16 protein-coding genes are annotated in these 17139 nt (G+C 69.2%); 7 read left to right on the top strand and 9 right to left on the bottom strand.

The window, feature by feature from the left end; genetic code table 11:
• Positions 1–22: 22 nt before the first annotated feature.
• Both M9945_RS20660 and M9945_RS20655 read right to left on the bottom strand, forming a co-directional pair.
• On the bottom strand, positions 23–535 hold the full coding sequence (locus M9945_RS20660; RefSeq protein WP_367946040.1) for a MaoC/PaaZ C-terminal domain-containing protein: 513 nt from the start codon (positions 533–535) through the stop codon (positions 23–25).
• A 16-nt stretch (positions 536–551) separates the two neighbouring features.
• A complete protein-coding gene (locus M9945_RS20655; protein WP_367946039.1) occupies positions 552–1226 on the bottom strand; it encodes a TetR/AcrR family transcriptional regulator in 675 nt (224 codons plus the stop codon).
• Between the two features lie 83 nt (positions 1227–1309).
• Here M9945_RS20655 and M9945_RS20650 point away from each other — a divergent pair, with 83 nt between their 5' ends.
• The 6 genes from M9945_RS20650 (at position 1310) to M9945_RS20625 (ending at position 7561) form a co-directional block, all read left to right on the top strand.
• Positions 1310–2341: an ABC transporter ATP-binding protein gene (locus tag M9945_RS20650; protein ID WP_367946038.1), complete on the top strand. Its 1032-nt coding sequence runs from the start codon at positions 1310–1312 to the stop codon at positions 2339–2341.
• A 26-nt stretch (positions 2342–2367) separates the two neighbouring features.
• Positions 2368–3429 carry an ABC transporter substrate-binding protein gene (locus M9945_RS20645; protein ID WP_367928319.1) on the top strand — a complete coding sequence of 354 codons (1062 nt, stop codon included), beginning with the start codon at positions 2368–2370 and terminating at the stop codon, positions 3427–3429.
• An 82-nt stretch (positions 3430–3511) separates the two neighbouring features.
• On the top strand, positions 3512–4342 hold the full coding sequence (locus M9945_RS20640) for an ABC transporter permease (protein WP_367946037.1): 831 nt from the start codon (positions 3512–3514) through the stop codon (positions 4340–4342).
• Complete coding sequence (locus M9945_RS20635) at positions 4339–5127, top strand: ABC transporter permease (protein WP_367946036.1); 789 nt, start codon at positions 4339–4341, stop codon at positions 5125–5127. Before M9945_RS20640 ends, M9945_RS20635 begins: the two co-directional genes overlap by 4 nt.
• Entirely contained in the window at positions 5127–5903 is a 777-nt protein-coding gene (locus tag M9945_RS20630) for an enoyl-CoA hydratase/isomerase family protein (protein ID WP_367946035.1), read from the top strand. Before M9945_RS20635 ends, M9945_RS20630 begins: the two co-directional genes overlap by 1 nt.
• Positions 5904–5905: 2 nt before the next feature.
• The gene (locus M9945_RS20625) at positions 5906–7561 is read left to right on the top strand and encodes a class I adenylate-forming enzyme family protein (RefSeq protein ID WP_367946034.1); all 1656 of its coding nucleotides are present in this window, start codon (positions 5906–5908) and stop codon (positions 7559–7561) included.
• A gap of 286 nt (positions 7562–7847) precedes the next feature.
• On the opposite strand, the gene M9945_RS20620 is transcribed toward M9945_RS20625, so the two are convergent.
• The gene (locus tag M9945_RS20620) at positions 7848–9053 is read right to left on the bottom strand and encodes an acyl-CoA dehydrogenase family protein (protein ID WP_367946033.1); all 1206 of its coding nucleotides are present in this window, start codon (positions 9051–9053) and stop codon (positions 7848–7850) included.
• Positions 9054–9065: 12 nt separating this feature from the next.
• The gene (locus M9945_RS20615) at positions 9066–9818 is read right to left on the bottom strand and encodes an SDR family NAD(P)-dependent oxidoreductase (protein ID WP_367946032.1); all 753 of its coding nucleotides are present in this window, start codon (positions 9816–9818) and stop codon (positions 9066–9068) included.
• A gap of 387 nt (positions 9819–10205) precedes the next feature.
• Between M9945_RS20615 and M9945_RS20610 the strand changes: the two genes are divergently transcribed.
• Positions 10206–10901, top strand: coding sequence for a TetR/AcrR family transcriptional regulator (locus M9945_RS20610; RefSeq protein WP_367946031.1), 696 nt, complete (start codon positions 10206–10208; stop codon positions 10899–10901).
• A 26-nt stretch (positions 10902–10927) separates the two neighbouring features.
• Here M9945_RS20610 and M9945_RS20605 read toward each other — a convergent pair whose 3' ends face one another.
• The 5 genes from M9945_RS20605 to M9945_RS20585 form a co-directional block, all read right to left on the bottom strand.
• Entirely contained in the window at positions 10928–11602 is a 675-nt protein-coding gene (locus M9945_RS20605) for an aspartate/glutamate racemase family protein (RefSeq protein WP_367928311.1), read from the bottom strand.
• 38 nt (positions 11603–11640) lie between these two features.
• Positions 11641–12921, bottom strand: coding sequence for a hydantoinase/carbamoylase family amidase (locus M9945_RS20600; RefSeq protein ID WP_367928310.1), 1281 nt, complete (start codon positions 12919–12921; stop codon positions 11641–11643).
• 207 nt (positions 12922–13128) lie between these two features.
• Entirely contained in the window at positions 13129–14547 is a 1419-nt protein-coding gene (hydA, locus tag M9945_RS20595; RefSeq protein WP_367928309.1) for a dihydropyrimidinase, read from the bottom strand.
• A 49-nt stretch (positions 14548–14596) separates the two neighbouring features.
• On the bottom strand, positions 14597–16099 hold the full coding sequence (locus M9945_RS20590; protein ID WP_367928308.1) for an amidohydrolase family protein: 1503 nt from the start codon (positions 16097–16099) through the stop codon (positions 14597–14599).
• Positions 16100–17038: a LysR substrate-binding domain-containing protein gene (locus M9945_RS20585; RefSeq protein ID WP_367928307.1), complete on the bottom strand. Its 939-nt coding sequence runs from the start codon at positions 17036–17038 to the stop codon at positions 16100–16102.
• Between the last annotated feature and the right edge of the window lie 101 nt (positions 17039–17139).

Below are 17139 nucleotides of genomic sequence, written 5' to 3'. Positions count from 1 at the left end.
GGGGGAAGAGGAAAGGGAGGGGTCAGCCCTCCGGCGTCGCCGCGCCGTCGAGGAAGGCCTTCTCGCCCATATAGAACAGCCATTCGCCGGCCAGCGTCGGCTTGCCGTCCTCGCGCTCGAGGACGACGTCCTGCTTGGCGACGTAGCCGCCGGCGGGATGGGGGCGCACCTCGCTGACCTTGATGCGGGCGCGGAACGGCGCGCCGACCGGCAGCGGGGCGACGAAGCGCAGGCGGTCGAAGCCGTAGTTCAACGCATGGTTGGGGTCGATGCCGGTGAAGCCGGTGACGGTCTCGCCGAACAGCCGTGTCAGGTTGGCGACCTGGAGGAAGCCGGGGACGATGGTGCCGCCATAGGGCGCCTCGCGCGCGGCGCGCTCGGGATCGAGATGGATCCACTCGCCCTCGCCGTCGCCGGAGACGGCGGCGTAGCGGTCGACCGTCTCCTGGTCGATGACGCGCCAGGAGGAGACGCTTTCACGCCCGACCAGCCCGTTCAACGTCTCGATGCCGGCCTTGTCTTCGGTGTTCGTCATCATGCGCTCCTGAAAATCAGTTCTCGCCCGCGTCGATCACGACGCGCGTCCAGATCGCGGTCAGGGAATCGGCGAGCCGTTCGGGATGGTCGGCCCAGTGCCTGAGGCTCGGCGTGCGGGCGGTGAAGATGTTGCTGAGCATCTCGTCGGCCATGGCCGTGAGCGCGCGGGCGCGCAGCACCTTCTCCTCGCGCGGCAGGTCGCCCGGCATGTTGGCGGCGACGACCAGCGACCAGCGATGGTTCATCTGGTCGTGCCAGATCGCGAAATCCGGCCGGTCGCGCACCAGCGACGCCTGCCCGGCGAGGAAGGCGGCGTTGCGCGCGTAGAGCGCGAGATAGAAGGCGTTGGTGACGCGGATGCGCTCCTCGAGGCTGCGGCCGCGCAGGCGCGGGCGTAGCTGGTACACCGCCGTCCAGAACATGCGGTAGATCGCCACCGCGATCTTCGTGCGGTCCGTATAATAAAGATAGAAGGTGCCGCGCGCCATGTCGGCGGCGGCGCAGATGCCGTCGACGGTCAGCCCGCCATAGCCCCTGGCCCTCAGCTCGGCCGCTGCGGCGGCAAGAAGCCGCGCCCGCGTGCGCACCCGCTTCGGCCGGCCGCGCATCGTCGCCGCGCGCTTTTCCAGAAGCTCGACGAAGTCGAAGGCGGCGCTTTCAGGCGGGTTTTCCCCCGTCGCGATTTTCATCCCCGTGACCATGAAACGGACATTGACTCGATATTGAAATGACGTCAATGTCATTAATGACGATATCGTCGGAAATGGAAAGAATGAGCCAGGAAAGAGCGCCCGTCCGGTTCCAGAACGTGACCCGCCGCTTCGGCAGCGTCACGGCGCTCGACGATTTCTCGCTCGACATCGCCGCCGGCGAGTTCATCACCCTTCTCGGGCCGAGCGGGTCGGGCAAGACGACGGCGCTCAACATCCTCGCCGGCTTCGACCGCGCCAGCGCCGGCGAGGTGTTCATCGGCGAGCGCGCGGTCGGCGCGCTGCCGCCGGAAAAGCGCAATGTCGGCATGGTGTTCCAGAGCTTCGCGCTGTTCCCGCATATGAGCGTGTTCGAGAACGTCGCCTTCCCGCTGCGCATGCGCAAGGTGCCGTCCGCCGAGGTGAAGGTGCGCGCCGAGAAGGCGCTGGAGATGGTCCAGCTCGGCGGCTACGGCGCGCGCCGGCCGGCGGCGCTGTCCGGCGGCCAGCGCCAGCGCGTGGCGCTTGCGCGCGCGGTCGTCGCCGAGCCGCCGGTGCTGCTGATGGACGAGAGCCTTTCCGCGCTCGACCTGAAGCTGCGCGAGGACCTTCAGGAAGAGATCCGCCGGCTGCATCGCGAGCTCGGCACCACGGTCGTCTTCGTCACCCACGACCAAGGCGAGGCGCTGTCGCTGTCCGACCGCATCGCGCTGATGAACAGGGGCCGCATCTGCCAGCTCGACGCGCCCGGCGCGCTCTACGACCGGCCGGCGAGCCGCTTCGTCGCCGATTTCATCGGCCGCACCAACATCGTGCCGGTCGACGGCGGCCACGCCGGAGCCATCGGGCTGGCCGGGGTCGGCGCCGAGGTCGTGGCGCTCAGCCTGCGGCCGGAGAAGCTGCGCCGGACGGCCGGCACGGACGCGCCCGGCTTCGAGGCAACCGTACAGGACATCGCCTTCCGCGGCTCGACCATGGAGCTGCGCCTGCGCGCGGCATCCGGCCTGACGCTGCGCATGTCCGAGCCGAGGGCCGGCGCGCTGGCGCCGCCCGCGCTCGGCGAGACGATCCGCATCGGCTTCGCGCCGGAAGACGCGACGCCGCTTTACGAATGACCGAACCCGACGGGAGGAAAAGTGTCATGAGGAAGTTGACGAGAAGAACCCTGCTTGCCGCGGCAGCCGCGCTGCCGCTCGCCGCCGGCGTGGCGGTGGCGCAGGATGTGGAGATCACCTATGCCGGGTCCGGCGGCGGGCTGGCGCAGGTGATGGACATGCTGTTCGACAAGCCGTTCACGGAAGCGACCGGCATCCGCGTCAAGGCGCTGGCCACCACGGACCGCGTCTCGGCCATGCGCGCGATGATGCAGGCCGGCAACCCGATCTGGGACGTCGCCGAGCTGACCCCAATCGAGTACGCTACCGCCTCGATCGAGGGCTGGCTGGAGCCGATGGATTGGGACGTCATCGACCCGAACGGGCTTCAGCCGCCCGAGGCGCGGCTGCCCGACGGCGGCATCGCCGCAACCTATTCCACGATCCTCGCCCAGCGCACCGACAAGTTGCCCGAAGGCAGGAAGATGACGTCGTGGGCTGATTTCTGGAACGTCGAGGCGTTTCCCGGGCCGCGCGCGCTTCAGGATTCGGTGATGGAGAACCTCGAATTCGCGCTCCTTGCCGACGGCGTCGAGATCAAGGACCTCTACACCGTCCTCGCCACCGAGGAAGGCGTCGACCGCGCCTTCGCCAAGCTCGACGAGATCAAGCCGCACGTCGTCTCCTTCTGGTCGGCCGGCGCCCAGCCGGTGCAGATGCTGTCCGACGGCGAAGTCGCCTTCACCACGGCGTGGAACGGCCGCATCACCCAGCTGAAGGCGGAAGGCGTGCCCGTCGAGACGGTCTGGAACGGCGGCGCGATCAAGCCGTCCTATGTCGGCATCCTGAAGGGCACCAAGCACAAGAAGGAAGCCGAGCAGTATGTCGCCTTCATGATCGGCGACCCGGTGCGCGGCGCCGAATTCGCCAAGCTCGTCGCCTATCCGAGCATGGTGAAGGGTCTTTACGACCACATCGATCCGGAGGCGGGCCGCGAGATGCCGACCCACCCCGACAACATCGCCGGCCAGTTTGTCGTGGACGCCGTGTTCTGGGCCAGGAACATGGATGCGCTCCAGGAGCGCTGGCAGGAATGGCTGCTCGACTGAGCCGGCTGATGGCGGCGGCGCCCCAACCCTCCCGGGGCGCCGCCGCATCTCTTTATCGCTAGAACCTGGTCGACCCTTCGCGATGCGCTTCGCCAACCGTCTCACCCTTTTGCCCGCCGTGCTGCTGGCGCTCGCGATGTTCGCGGTGCCGGTGGGGTTCGTGCTGGCCGAGGCGGTGTTCACGCCTGAGTTATCGCTGGCGCATTTCGAGCGGTTCTTCGCGCGCCCGGCCTATCTTTCCATCTTCCGCAACACGCTGTTCGTCTCGGCCGTGGTGGCGGGCATCTGCCTCGTCCTCGGCTATCCGATGGCGCTGTTCATCGTCAGCCAGCCGCCGCGGCGCAGGCCGTTGCTGCTGTTCCTCGTCCTCGTGCCGCTGTGGATGAGCATCCTCGTGCGCACCTATGCCTGGATGGTGGTGCTCGGCCGCGAGGGCATCGTCAACGGCGCGCTGCAATGGCTCGGCCTGATCGGCGAGCCGCTGACGCTGATGTTCACCACCGGCGCGGTCTATGTCGCCATGGTGCAGATCCTGCTGCCGATCATGGTCGTCACCTGCTACACGGCGATGACCGAGATCGACCCCGGGCTGGTGCGCGCCGCGCGCGTGTGCGGCGCCTCGCCCTTCGCCGCCTTCCGCAAGGTGTTCCTGCCGCTGAGCCTCGAGGGCGCGGTCACAGGCTGGTCGGTGATCTTCATCCTGTCGATGGGCTTCTTCATCGTGCCGGCGCTGGTCGGCGGCCGCCGCGACGTGCTGCTCGGCAACATGATCGTCAACCAGGTCGGCCAGGCCAACTGGGGCTTCGCCGGGGCGCTGGCGATCGTCCTCCTCGTCTCGACCGTGCTGCTCTTGGCGCTGGTACGCCTCATCATCGGCCGCTTTCTCTATTCGCCGCGGGAGATGCAGGCATGAAGACGCGCCTTCTCCCCGCCTTCCTCTTCGCCCTCGGCGTGCTGTTCCTGTTCTTCCCGATCCTGATCGTCGCGCCGATGTCGTTCAGCGGCGACCGCTTCCTCGGCTTCCCGCCGAAGAGCTGGGGCTTCATCTGGTACGAGGCCTATTTCTCCGATCCCGTCTGGCTCGCCGCGACGTGGCGCTCGCTGCGCGTCGCCGCCATGGCCGGGCTGATCGCGGCGCTGGCCGGCACGGCCGGCGTCGTCGGCCTTGCGAAACTGCCGACGCGCTGGCGCGCCGGCGTCACCGGGCTGCTGCTCGCGCCCGCCATCGTGCCCAACGTCATCGTCGCGCTCGGCGTCTTCATCCTGGCGCTGCGCTTCGGCTCGACCGACAGCGAGGCGACGCTGGTGCTGGCCCATGCCGCCATCGGCCTGCCCTTCGTGGTGATGATCGTCGGCGCGGCCTACCGCCAGACCGACCCGACGCTGGAGAAGGCGGCGCGCGTGTTCGGCGCCGGGCCGCTGCGCGCCTTCTGGACGGCGACGGTGCCGCCGCTCGCCCCGGCCATTCTCGCCGCCTTCATCTTCGCCTTCTTCGTCTCGTTCGACGAGCTGGTGATCGCGCTGTTCCTGATGGGCGGCTCGGAAACGCTGCCGGTGCGGATCTGGAACGATCTGCGCTTCGAGATCAACCCGACGATCGCGGCGATCTCCACCTTCTTCGTCGTCGTCACCGCGCTGGCCATGGGGCTGGCGGAATCCTTACGCGCCCGCGCAACCAGAAGACAGGGAAACCACTGATGTTCAGATACGAGAAGGCGGACGGGATCGCGGTCCTGACGCTCGACAACCCGCCGGTCAACGTGCTGACGCCCGAGCAGCACGAGGAGCTCTACCACATCCTCAAGGATTTCTACTCCGACCCCGAGGTGCGCTGCGGCATCTGGACCGGCGCGGGCGAGCGCGCCTTCTGCGCCGGCGACGACGTCAAGAGCGAGCGCACCGCGCGCACCACCGCCGAGATCGTCGACCGGCACCTGACCCCCCGCCGCGCCGGCGACCCGGCCGAATATCCCGGCTGGGAGGGCGAGATCCTGGCGTTGAAGCGCACCAAGCCGATGATCGCCGCCGTCAACGGCCCGTGCATGGGCCAGGGCATGATCTATCTCCTGCTCCTCACCGATTTGCGCATCGCGGTGCCGACCGCGCGCTTCGGCATGCCCGAGATCGCCTACGGCATGCCCGGGGCCGGCGGCGTCACCCGCCTCGGCCGGCAGATTCCCCAGACCGCGGCGCTGTGGATGGCGCTGACCGGCGAGGCCATCGACGCCGAGGAGGCGCGGCGCTGCTTCCTGATCAACGAGATCGTCGGGCCGGCGCGGCTGTTGGCGCGGGCCAAGGAGATCGCCGGGCGCATCGCCGCGCTGCCGCCGCGCGCCGTGCGCGTCGAGATGGAGACCTTCTACCGCGCGCTCGACCTCGACCGCGACACCGCCATGGCCTTCGCCGGCCACATGTACCAGCTCGTGCGCGCCACCTACGACAAGACGCCGCCGCTGGCCGCCAAGGAGAAGTGATCATGACCAGCCCATCTGGGACCATCGACCCCCGGCCCATGGATCCCGGCATCGCCGAGATGCAGGCGGCGGCCGACAAAATCGCCGCCATGGATTTCCCGACCTCGATCGGCGCCTTCGTCGCCGAGCGCGCCGCGACGCTGGGCAATGCCCCCGCCGCCGTCTGGTTCGAGGACGGCATCACGCTTTCCTATGCCGAGCTTCACCGCCGCTCCGACGCGCTGGCGGCGGCGCTGATGGCGCGCGGCATCAGGAAGGGCGCGCATGTCGCGCTGATGATGCCCAACGTGCCCGAGTTCGTGCTGTCGTGGTTCGCGCTCGCCAAGCTCGGCGCGGTGCTGGTGCCGACCAACACCGCCTATACCGCGACCGAGCTCGACTACCTGCTCAACCAGTCCGACGCGCAGGCGCTGATCACCGACGCCTCGCTGCTGCCGGCGCTGGAGGGCATGTCGAAGCGCCCGGCCGTGCTCGACGACGCGCGCGTCTTCGTGCGCGGCGGCGGCGCGCCTTACGTCTCGCTCGAGGCCATGCTGGCCGAGGAGCGCGAGTGGAGCGCGCCGTGGCCGGTGGTCTCCACCGACCTGATGAGCCTGCAATACACCTCCGGCACCACCGGCTTTCCCAAGGGCTGCATGCTGACCCACGACTACTGGCTGCTGCTGGCGCTCTCGGCTGCCGCCGGCATGGGCGCGGACGAGGTGAAGACGTCGCTGCTGTGGGCCCCGTTCTTCTACATGGACCCGCAATGGCAGCTGCTGATGACCATGCAGCTCGGCGGCACCGCCTATGTCGCCAGGCGCATGAGCCTGACGCGGTTCTTCGACTGGACCCGCGATCTTCAGATCAACTACACCTATTTCCCGGAAGCGGCGCTGAAGACGCTGCCGCCCAGCGACAACGACAGGAAGATGTCGCTGCGCTACATCAACGCCTTCGGCTGGTCGCCGGCCTCGGTCAGGGAAGCGCAGGAGCGCTTCGGCGTCATCGCCCGCGATTCCTTCGGCATGACCGAGATCGGCGCCGGCATGCTGGTGCCGGTGGCCGCCACGCACAAGCTCGACAAGCGCACCTGCGGCGTTGACGCGCCGTTCCGGCAGACGCGGGTGATCGGCGAGGACGGGCGCGAATGCGCCCCCGGCGAGGCGGGCGAGTTGCAGGTCCGCGGCCGCTCGATCCTCTCCGGCTACTACAAGCGCCCCGACGCCAACGCCGAGAGCTTCGACGGCGAATGGTTCCGCACCGGCGACCTCTTCATCGCCGACGAGGACGGCTACCTATCCATCGTCGGCCGCATCAAGGACATGGTGCGCCGCTCCAGCGAGAACATCTCGGCCCGCGAGGTCGAGGCCGTGCTGGAGGAGCTGCCTGAGGTCGAGGAGGCGGCCGTGGTGCCGGTGCCGGACCCGCTGCGCAAGGAGGAGGTCAAGGCCTATCTCAAGCTGAAGCCGGGCGTCGCCCGCGAGGATTTTTCGCTCGACGCCCTGTTCGAGCATTGCAGGAAGAACCTCGCCGCCTTCAAGGTGCCGCGCTACGTCGCCTTCATTGACGACTATCCGCGCACCCCCTCGCACAAGATCGCCAAGCCGAAGCTGATCGCGGCGGCCGGCGACCTGCGCGCCGACAGCTTCGACCGCGTCGACAACATCTGGCGCTGAGGTTAAATCGGACGATCCTGCCCCGCGTCTTATCCGCTCCGGGGCAGCATGATCTTCGGCCGTCCCGCCGCCCCTCATCCGGCTGCCCCCACCTTCTCCCCGTAAACGGGGAGAAGGAATCCGGCCGCATGCTTCACGCCATTTCTGCTGCGCTTGCGATTGGCGAAAGCGGGCATGGAAGCTCCCTTCTCCCCGTTTACGGGGAGAAGTGCCCGGCAGGGCGATGAGGGGCGGCGCAGACGATTCATGGTCGCGCGCCTGCGGGGCAAATGGGACGAGGCAGGCTTCAGCCCGCCACCTGCCATGTCCAGAACTCGTCGCCCTCGGCCTCGAGGTTGCGGTGCAGGACCATCTTGTGGACCTCGTCGGCGCCGTCGACCAGCCGCGCCTGCCGGGCGTAGCGGTAGATCCATTCCAGCACCGTGTCCTTGGAATAGCCGCGCGCGCCGTTGATCTGGATGGCGACGTCGGCGGCCTGGTGCAAGAGGTTGGCGACATGGACCTTGGCCATCGACACCTCCTTGCGGGCGTAGCCGCCGCGGTCGAGCTCCCACGCCGCCTTCATCACCAGCAGGCGGCCGATCTCGATCTTCATCGCGAGGTCGCCCAGCATCATCTGGATCGATTCGCGCTTCGACAGCCGCTCGCCGAAGGCAAAGCGCTCGGCGGCGTAGGTGCGGGCGATCTCGACGCAGCGCTTGGAGAGGCCGAGCCAGCGCATGCAATGCGTCAGCCGCGCCGGGCCGAGGCGCATCTGCGTCAGCTTGAGGCCGTCGCCCTCGTTCAGCAGCCGGTTCTCCACCGGGATCTCCAGCTCCTCGAACACCAGCTCGCAATGGCCGCCATGCTCCTCCGGCCCCATGATCGGGATGCGCCGGTCGATCTTCCAGCCCGGCTGGTCGCGGTCGAACAGGAAGGCGGAGAGCCCCTTGCGCGGGTCGTCCGAGGTGCGCGCCATCAGGATGAAGTGCTGCGCCTCCTCGGCCCCGGTGATGAACCATTTGCGGCCGCGGACCACGTAGCGGTCGCCTTCCCTCGTCGCCGTGGTCAGCATCATCGACGGGTCGGAGCCGCCGCCCGGATGCGGCTCGGTCATCACGAAGGCCGAGCGCACCCTGCCGTCGACGATCGGCTTCAGCCAACGCTCCTTCTGCGCCGGCGTCGCCGTCATCTCCAGCACCATCATGTTGCCGTCGTCGGGCGCGGCGGAGTTGAACACCACCGGGCCGAAGATCGAGCGGTTCATCGCCTCGTAGCACACCGCCATGCCCATGCGGCCGAGCCCCTGCCCGCCGGTCTCGGGCTTCAACTGGAGGCACCACAGCCCTTCCGCCCGCGCCTCGCCCCTCAACGCGTCGGCGAGGTCGAGCCGGATGTTCTCGTGCGCGTCGTAGCTCGCCGGGTCCGCCTCCAGCGGCAGCACCTTGTCCTCGACGAAGCGCTCGATGCGGGCGCGGAACTCCTCGATGCGCGGGGAAACGGTGAAATCCATGTCAAACGATCCTCAAAGCGATGAGACGAGATGGCCGCCATCGGCGACGAGCGCGGTGCCGGTGATGTAGCTGCCGGCGTCGGAGGCGAGGAGAAGGAGCGCGCCGTCGAGCTCGGCGGGCTGGCCGAGCCGCCGCTGCGGGATGCGCCGGATCAGCGCCTTGCCCGCGTCGCTGGCGAAGAAGTCGCGGTTCAGGTCGGTCTCGATATAGCCGGGGCACAGCGCGTTGACGCGGATGCCGTGGCGCGCCCATTCGAGCGCCAGCGCCTTCGTCAGCTGCACCAGCCCCGCCTTGGACGCGGCATAGGCCGAGACGTTGCCGGCGACGCGGTGGCCGAGGATCGAGGCGATGTTGACGATCGAGCCGCCCTTGCCGGCGTCGCGCAGCGCCCGCGCGCCCGCCTGCGCGACGAGGAAGGCGCCCTTCAGATTGGTGTCGACGACGCGGTCCCACATCGCCGCGTCCATCTCCAGCGCCGGCTGGTTGTCACTGATGCCTGCATTGTTGACGACGATGTCGGGCGCCGCGCCGATTTCGGCGAAGGCGGCCTCGACCGAGGCCGGGTCGGTGACGTCGAGGGCGACCGTCGAGGCCGTGCCGCCCGCCGCGGCGATCTCCGCCCGCGCCGCCTCCAGCGCCGCCGGCCGCCGCGCCGCGAGAACGACCCTCGCCCCCTGCCCCGCCAGCACCCCGGCGAAATGCCGCCCGAGCCCGGAGGACGCGCCGGTGACGAGTGCGGTCTTGCCGTTCAGCGTGCCAGTCATTATGACTCCAATAAAACGAGCGCTCGCTCGATTTATTGACGCTTCGCGGCCCGTGAGTCAACTGCTGTCTGTCGAAGTCGGCGGTAAAGGGCGGCGCGGCGTGCGAAGGGCATAGGGCTGTGAGGTGGTGCGGGCTGTTGACGCCGCGCCCTCGTCCTGCAAGGTCGGCGCTGCCCCTCATCCGGCCCTCCGGGCCACCTTCTCCCCGTGAACGGGGAGAAGAAAGAAGCGGCAACGCTGCGGCTGGGTCTCCTCTCCCCGTTCACGGGGAGAGGATGCCGGCAGGCAGGTGAGGGGCGGCGCCGGCGAGTATGGATTGAACGCCCGACAAACCGGGCGAGCGGTGAAACGAAGGAAAGCGGAGGCCGGCGGGTGAGGACAAGGACGATGCTCGACCAGCACGGCGACTTCTCCATGGAGGGCCTGTGCCATGCGATCCTCGAGCGGCACCGTGGCACAATCCGCGTGCAGAAGCCGCGCATCGCCGTCGCCAAGCTGGCGCGGATCGTCGAGACGATCCTGTCGCTCTCCAACCGGCAGGGCTTCCACGCCACCTCGCTGCGCGAGATCTCGGCCGCCTCGGGCGTCAGCATGGGCAGCCTTTATTCCTATTTCGACAGCAAGGACACGCTGCTTCTGATGATCCTCGGCCAGGTGGCGACGACGACCTCGACCGTGCTCGGCAACGCCCCGGCTGCGGTGAAGGACGATCCCGCCGCGCATCTGCGCTGGCTGATCGCGACCCATGTCGCGCTGACCGAGGCGATGCTGCCATGGTTCGTCTTCGCCTTCATGGAGGCGAAATCGTTCCCGCCGCAGGGCCGCAAGGCGGCGGTCGAGAGCGAGGAAGCGACGGAGGCGATCTTCCGCGACGTGATCGCGCGCGGCGCGCAACAGGGCGCGTTCGCCGTCGACGATCCCGCGTTCGCCGCGGCCCTGCTGAAGCCCCTGCTTCAGGACTGGTACGTCAAGCGCGCCAAATGGCACCGCCGCGGCCTCGACGCCGAAGGCTACGCCGCGTGCGTCGAGGCCTTCGTCGGGAAGGCGCTGGGCGCGGCGCGCGAGGGTGCGCGCGAGCCTTGAGGCGCAAGCGCGCTTCTGCCGCGCTTTCAGCCGAGGGAGCGCCCCCATTGCAGCCGGACGCGCCCGATCGCCATCGCCACGGCCGCCTGCGCCGGCTCCACCACCGGAACGCCGAGCGCGCGCTCCAGCGGCTCGCGGAACCGCGCCATGCCGGCGCAGCCCATCACCAGCACATCCGCCTGGCGCGCCTCGCGCAATTCGCGGCCGACGGCGACGAGACGATCGAGCGTCACCCGCTCGTCCGCCATCTCGGCGATGCTCAATTCGACCGGCAGGTTGCCGACGAAGCGCTCGCCCGCGCCCATCGCGCCGATATAGCGGAGCTGGCGCGCGATCGAGCTGCGCATCATCGCGATGACGCCATAGCGGTGGCCGAGGGTGAGCGCGGTCAGGATGCCGCATTCGGCGATGCCGAGGACGGGCCTGCGGCTCTGCTCGCGCAGCGCATGGAGGCCCGGGTCGGAAAAGCAGGCGACGACGAAGGCGCTCGCGGCATCCTCGAGCGACGCGGCGAGCGCCAGCAGGTCCGGGACGAGGCCATCGGCGTCGCGCTGCGACTGGATGCCCGGCGGGCCCTTGGCCATGGTCACGCATTCGATCGCCGGGCCGCCCGCCATCCGCAGCGGGGCGAGCGCGGCGTCGAGCTCGCGCGTGACCCGCTCTGTCGAGTTGGGGTTGATGACGTAGATCGCACCGCTCATCGGCTTCTCCTCCGTGCCGGCCCTTCAGGCGCACGCCGTCATTCGACACAGCTCGCCAGCCACCATGTCAGGAGGCCGGCCGCCTCGAGAAAGTCGTCCATGTCCATCGCCTCGAGCGGGTTGTGGCTGCCGTTCTCGTTGCGCACGAAGATCATCGCCGTGGGGATGCCCGCCGCCGAGAAGGCGGCCGCGTCGTGCGAGGCCGGGCTGTGCAGCGATCCCGCGTCCATGCCCATCGCCGCCACGCCGCGGTTGAGCTCGGCGGTGATCTTCGGGCACATCGGGCCGACCGGCGCCGAGGCGCGGGGGCCGAGCTCGAACTTCACCTGCCGCGCCGCCTCGATCCGCTCGACGGCCACCAGCATCTTGTTCTCCAGGCCGGAGAGGACGCCGGCGTCGTAGGCGCGCACGTCGAGGCTGAAGCCGAACTCGCCCGGCACGGTGGTCAGCCCATGGGCGGCGGGATCGGTGTGGAAGCGGCCGAAGGTCATCGCCACCGGCGTTCCCGCCTCCTCGTGGCGCGCCCACAGCCGGTCCATGACCATAGCGAGGTCGGCCGCGGCCATGGCCGCATCGCGGCGAAACCGGCGCGGCGTTCCCACATGGTCGTAGCGGCCGACGATCCGCGCCTCGGGGTAGCGGAAATTGCCGGGGATGCCCGCGCCGACCGCGATCGGCTGCCGGCGCTGGACGAGGGTCGGCGCCTGCTCGATATGCACCTCGACGAAGGCCCGCACGTTGTCGCGCGACAGGACGGGCGCGCCGTTGCGCAGTGCCGCGGGGTCGCCGCCGCATTCGGCGATGTGCTCGAACAGCGTCCTGCCGGTATCGATGCGCCGTGCCTCCAGCGCGCCCTCTGGAAGGGTGCCGAGGGCCGCGCGGCTGCCGATGTAGGAAACCTGGAACCACACGCTTTCCTCGGCCCGCACGCCCATCACGGTGACGTCGCACGGCAGCTCGATATTGCCGGCTCGCAGCGCCGCGAGGCTGGTCAGGCCGGCGACGACGCCGGCCGCGCCGTCATAGTTGCCGCCGCCCGGAACGCTGTCGAGATGCGAGCCGATCAGGATGCGCGGCGCGGACCGGTCGCGGCCGGGCAGGGTCATGTAGGTGTTGGCCGCCGCGTCGCGGGTGACTTCGAGGCCGGCCCGCCCGGCGTACTCGGCCATCACCCGATGGCCGGCATTCTCGCCCGGCCCGTAGGTGTCGCGAAAGATACCCGGCTTCCCGTCGAGCGACACCTTGATCATCTCGAACAGGTCTTCAGGTATCTTCCTGCTGCCTTGAACGCATCGCCGGATTTGATCGGCCGCCACCATGATGATCCCACTCGCTGAACTCGTTGATTCGAGCCTAGCGCGATCCCTACGGGTCCAATAATCGAAAACCCGGCCGCTTATATAAGGCCGGGTTATAGTGGGCGCCGGAGGAAGGCGGGGGCCGGAAAGCGAACGGAAACGGGCGGTTGGCCGCCCTCCCCGCGCTAGGGCGCCGGCAGGAGCCATGGCCCTCGCATCGCGTCCGGATCAGAGGGTCGGGGTGCGCTCCGGCGTGCGGACGAGCGGCACGAAGCGGCCGGAACCGGGGGCGGCGGCGAGCGCGCCGTCCTTCACGACGACCTGCCCCCGGCGCATCACCGTCTGCGGCCATCCCGTGACCTCGCGGCCCTCATAGGGCGTATAGCCGGTGCGGTCGTGCAGCATCGCCGCGCCCAGCGTCACCTTGCGCTCCGGGTCCCACAGGACGAGATCGGCGTCGGCGCCGATCGCGATCGTCCCCTTTCGCGGGTGGAGGCCGAACAGCCTTGCCGGCGCGGTCGCCGTCGCCTCGACGAAACGCTCGATGCCGAAGCGGCCGCTCGACACCATGGCGTCGAACAGGAGCGGAAGCCGCACCTCGATGCCCGGCATCCCGTTGGCGATCTGCTTGAAGGTGGAGGACGGCCCGTGGCGCAGCTTCGCCGTCTCGTCGAAACGATAGGCGGCGTGGTCGGACGTCACGAGCTGGATGTCGCGGCTCTCCAGCGCCCGCCACAGCGCCTCGTGGTCGCCGGCGAGGCGCAGCGGCGGCGAGCACATCCACTTGCCGCCCTCGAGGCCCGGCCTCTCCAGCTCGTCGCGGGTGAGGAGAAGGTAGTGCGGGCACGTTTCCGCCGAGACGCGCACGCCCCGCGCCCGCGCGGTGCGGACGGCCTCAGCGCCCTCCCGCGTCGAGACGTGGAAGATGACGACGGGCTGGTCGACCAGCTCGCTCATCCGGATGACGCGCTCGATCGCCTCGACCTCGGCCGCGCGCGGATGGCTGTCGGCGTGATGGCGCGGCGCCGTCAGCCCCTCGGACAGCAGGCGCTGCGTCTCCCAGGCGATCATGCCGTGGTTCTCGGCATGGAAGCACACGCTCGCGCCGTGACGGCGGGCGATGCGCAGGATGTCGAGGATCTGGGCGTCGCCGACCTGAAGCAGGTCGTAGGTGGTGAACAGCTTGATCGAGCCGTAGCCGCGCGAAAGAAGGTCCGGCAGGTCCTTCTCCAGCGTCTCCGGCGTCGGGTCGGAGACGATGAGATGGAACGCGTAATCGACGATCGCGCCGCGTTCCGCGAGGCCGGAATAGTCCTCAACGACTTTGGCGAGGTTCCATCCCTTGTGCTGGGCGGCGAAGGCGATCACGCTCGTCGTGCCGCCGAAGGCCGCCGCCGCGGTGCCGCTCTCCCAGTCGTCGGCGCTCATCAGGCCGTTGGCCGACAGCTGCTCGATATGGGCATGGGTGTCGACGCCGCCGGGCAGGACCAGCTGGCCGGTGGCGTCCAGCTCCTGCGCCGCCTCGCCGAGATCATGGCCGATGGCGACGATCCGGCCGTCGCGGACGGCGATGTCGGCCTCGAAGACGTCGGCGGCCGTGCCGACCGTGCCGCCGCGGATCAGGATATCGAAGGGCTTCTTGCTCATGACGGTCTATCCGCTTTCAGGGCGTTCGAGGAGGCCGGATCTGGCCGCGTCAGCATTCGACGGCCGTCGCCGCGAACCGCTCGACGTGGTAGTGCCGCGCCGCGATGCAGGGGCAGTAGCGATTGACGATCGGGGCGAGGCGCTCGGCGACGGCCCTGCGCCCGCTGTTCAGTTCGCCCAGCCGCGCCCGCGCCTCCTCGACGTCGCGCCGCAGGCGCTCGATGTCGAGGCGCGTCAGCCGGCCGTCGCGGACCACCCAGCTTCCGTCGACCATCACGTGCCTGACCGCCGTTCCGTCCTCGCAATGGACAAGCTGGTTGATGCCGTCGTTCAGCGGCATCCAGTTGACGTTGCCGAGCGAAAGCAGCACGAGGTCGGCGCGGAAACCCGTCTCGATCCGCCCGACGCGCCCTTCCATCCCGAGCGCGCGGGCGGACCCCGTGGTCGCGGCGCGCACGGCTTCCGTCGTCGTCAGCCACCTTGCCGTATCCGGGCCGCGCACCTTGGACGACAGCGAGGCGAGGCGCATCGATTCGTACATGTTCAGATTGTCCGAGCACTGCGCGCCGTCGGTGCCGAGCGCGAGGTTGACGCCCGCGTCGAGAATGGCCCGCGCGTCGGCGATGCCGTTGCCGAGCCGCATGTTGCTGCCCGGATTGTGGGCGACCGAGGCCCCGCTGTCGGCGAGGCGCTTCATGTCGTCACGGTCGAGCCAGACCCCGTGCGCGGCGGTGAAATGCGGGCCGAGAAGGCCGAGCGCGGCGAGATGCGCGGTCGGGGTCTTGCCGTACAGGTCCATGCCGACGACCGACTGCACCTTGGATTCGGAAAGGTGCATGTGCAGCCCGACGCCGAACTCGCCGGCCAGGTCGCGGCAATGGACGAGGAAGTCGTCGCTGCAATGATGGGGAATGGTCGGCGCGACGGCGAGCGACACCCCGTCGCGGTCGCGCGTCCAGGTGGAAAGGAGCTGGCGCATGACGGCCAGCGTGCGCTCGGACGGGGCGAGGCGCTGGCCGTCGACCGCCTCGGCGAGGTCGTCCGGTATCTCGCCCCTCAGGCCGGGAATGGCCTCGAAGAAGCTGCGGTCGGCGATCATCGGCGCCAGGACGGCCCGCATGCCGGCGGCGGCATAGGCGTCGGCCACGGCCTCCACGCCCTCGATCGACGGCGAGGGCCACTCGACCATCAGGTCGTAGCAGCCGGTGCAGCCCTTCAGCAGCATCTCGGCGGCGGTGAGCGTCGCGCTGAGCGCCTTGTCGGCGACGGTGCGGCTGCCGTTCATGGCCGAGCCGGCATTCAGCAGCAGCTCCAGCGTCATCAGGTCGTCCCAGCCCTTGGCGAGGCTGCCGTGGCTGTGGACGTGGGCGTTGATCAGCCCCGGATGCACGGCGTAGCCGTCCGCGTCGAAGATCTCGGTGCCGTCGGGCAGCGCGAGGTCGCGGCCCACCGCAACGATCTCCCCGTCCCGGACGAGGATGTCGACCTTCTCGCGCGGCGCGGAATCCGGCTGGATCAGGACGGCGCCGGCGATGCATAGGGGACGTGCCACTTACAGTTCCTCCTCGGTTCTGGTGAGCCCGAGAGCTTTCTCGATGCCCACCTTCCGCTCTCGGGCGATGGTGGTGAGAATGGTGACGAAGCGCTTGGCCAGGCGCGAAAGCGGCCGTTCCTTGAGGCAGATGACCGAGCCGCTGATCGGGATCGCCGGCTCGAAGGAGCGCACGACCAGCCCCTGGCCGATGGCGTCGGCGGCGGAGAATTCGTCGCTGATCGCGACGCCGGCGCCGCTCGTCGCCATCCGGCAGGCGGTGGTGCCCTTCTGGACGATGAGGTTGGGCGCGTAGGGGACGCCCGCGTCGCGGAAGGTCGCGGCGATCATGCCGCCGAGGCGGGTCGTCGGCTCGAGGCCGATCAGGGGATGGGTGAGGAAATCGGCGGGGCCGATCGTCGAGCGGCGCGCCAGCGGATGGTCGAGCGGCAGGACGCAGACCATCCGTCCCTCGACGATCGGCTGCAATTCGAGCGAGGGGCGGGCGTCGGACGACACCGCGATGCCGAGATCGGCGAAGCCGGTCTCGACCGCCTCGATGACGCCGTCCATGCCCTGGACGTCGAAATAGACCTGCACGTTCGGCCGGCTCGCCATCAGCTCCGCTATGGCCTGCGGCACGAAGCTGTCGCCGAGCGGGTTGGTCGAGACGACGCGCAGATGGCCGCGCTGCGTGTTCCTCAGCGCGGAAATCCGCTCGTTGATGCTGCGCGCCATCATCTGGAGCGGCTGGGCGTCGCGGTAGAGCGACATCGCCTCGCGCGTCGGGACCAACCTGTTGCCGACGCGGTCGAAGAGCTTGAAGCTGATGGCCGTCTCGAGATGCTTGATGGCGTTGCTCACGCCCGGCTGCGACAAGCCGAGCTCGTAGGCCGCCGCGACGGTCGTGCGGCAGCGCATCACGGCACAGAAGATTTCGATCTGCTTCAGGTTCACCATCTTTCTCCCTTGACCATCCGGCCCTGCCGCACTTGTAGCAGGACCGGAAAGCCGCAGGCGATGCCGGCGGTCAGCTGCCGGCGGATTGCTGGCGGATCGAC

The sequence above is a fragment of the Aquamicrobium sp. genome, assembly GCF_023954335.1.
Taxonomy (GTDB): Bacteria; Pseudomonadota; Alphaproteobacteria; order Rhizobiales; family Rhizobiaceae; genus Aerobium.
This window is presented reverse-complemented; position numbering and strand designations above follow the sequence as displayed.

Excerpts from the sequence above, each read along its gene's own strand:
- M9945_RS20640 (WP_367946037.1), top strand. The coding sequence starts at position 3,512 with ATGCGCTTCGCCAACCGTCTCACCCTTTTGCCCGCCGTGCTGCTGGCG.
- M9945_RS20625 (WP_367946034.1), top strand. The coding sequence starts at position 5,906 with ATGACCAGCCCATCTGGGACCATCGACCCCCGGCCCATGGATCCCGGC.
- M9945_RS20600 (WP_367928310.1), bottom strand. The coding sequence starts at position 12,921 with ATGGTGGCGGCCGATCAAATCCGGCGATGCGTTCAAGGCAGCAGGAAG.
- M9945_RS20655 (WP_367946039.1), bottom strand. The coding sequence starts at position 1,226 with ATGAAAATCGCGACGGGGGAAAACCCGCCTGAAAGCGCCGCCTTCGAC.
- M9945_RS20610 (WP_367946031.1), top strand. The coding sequence starts at position 10,206 with ATGCTCGACCAGCACGGCGACTTCTCCATGGAGGGCCTGTGCCATGCG.
- M9945_RS20630 (WP_367946035.1), top strand. The coding sequence starts at position 5,127 with ATGTTCAGATACGAGAAGGCGGACGGGATCGCGGTCCTGACGCTCGAC.
- M9945_RS20585 (WP_367928307.1), bottom strand. The coding sequence starts at position 17,038 with ATGGTGAACCTGAAGCAGATCGAAATCTTCTGTGCCGTGATGCGCTGC.
- M9945_RS20605 (WP_367928311.1), bottom strand. The coding sequence starts at position 11,602 with ATGAGCGGTGCGATCTACGTCATCAACCCCAACTCGACAGAGCGGGTC.
- M9945_RS20620 (WP_367946033.1), bottom strand. The coding sequence starts at position 9,053 with ATGGATTTCACCGTTTCCCCGCGCATCGAGGAGTTCCGCGCCCGCATC.
- M9945_RS20660 (WP_367946040.1), bottom strand. The coding sequence starts at position 535 with ATGACGAACACCGAAGACAAGGCCGGCATCGAGACGTTGAACGGGCTG.
- hydA (WP_367928309.1), bottom strand. The coding sequence starts at position 14,547 with ATGAGCAAGAAGCCCTTCGATATCCTGATCCGCGGCGGCACGGTCGGC.
- M9945_RS20650 (WP_367946038.1), top strand. The coding sequence starts at position 1,310 with ATGAGCCAGGAAAGAGCGCCCGTCCGGTTCCAGAACGTGACCCGCCGC.
- M9945_RS20615 (WP_367946032.1), bottom strand. The coding sequence starts at position 9,818 with ATGACTGGCACGCTGAACGGCAAGACCGCACTCGTCACCGGCGCGTCC.
- M9945_RS20635 (WP_367946036.1), top strand. The coding sequence starts at position 4,339 with ATGAAGACGCGCCTTCTCCCCGCCTTCCTCTTCGCCCTCGGCGTGCTG.
- M9945_RS20645 (WP_367928319.1), top strand. The coding sequence starts at position 2,368 with ATGAGGAAGTTGACGAGAAGAACCCTGCTTGCCGCGGCAGCCGCGCTG.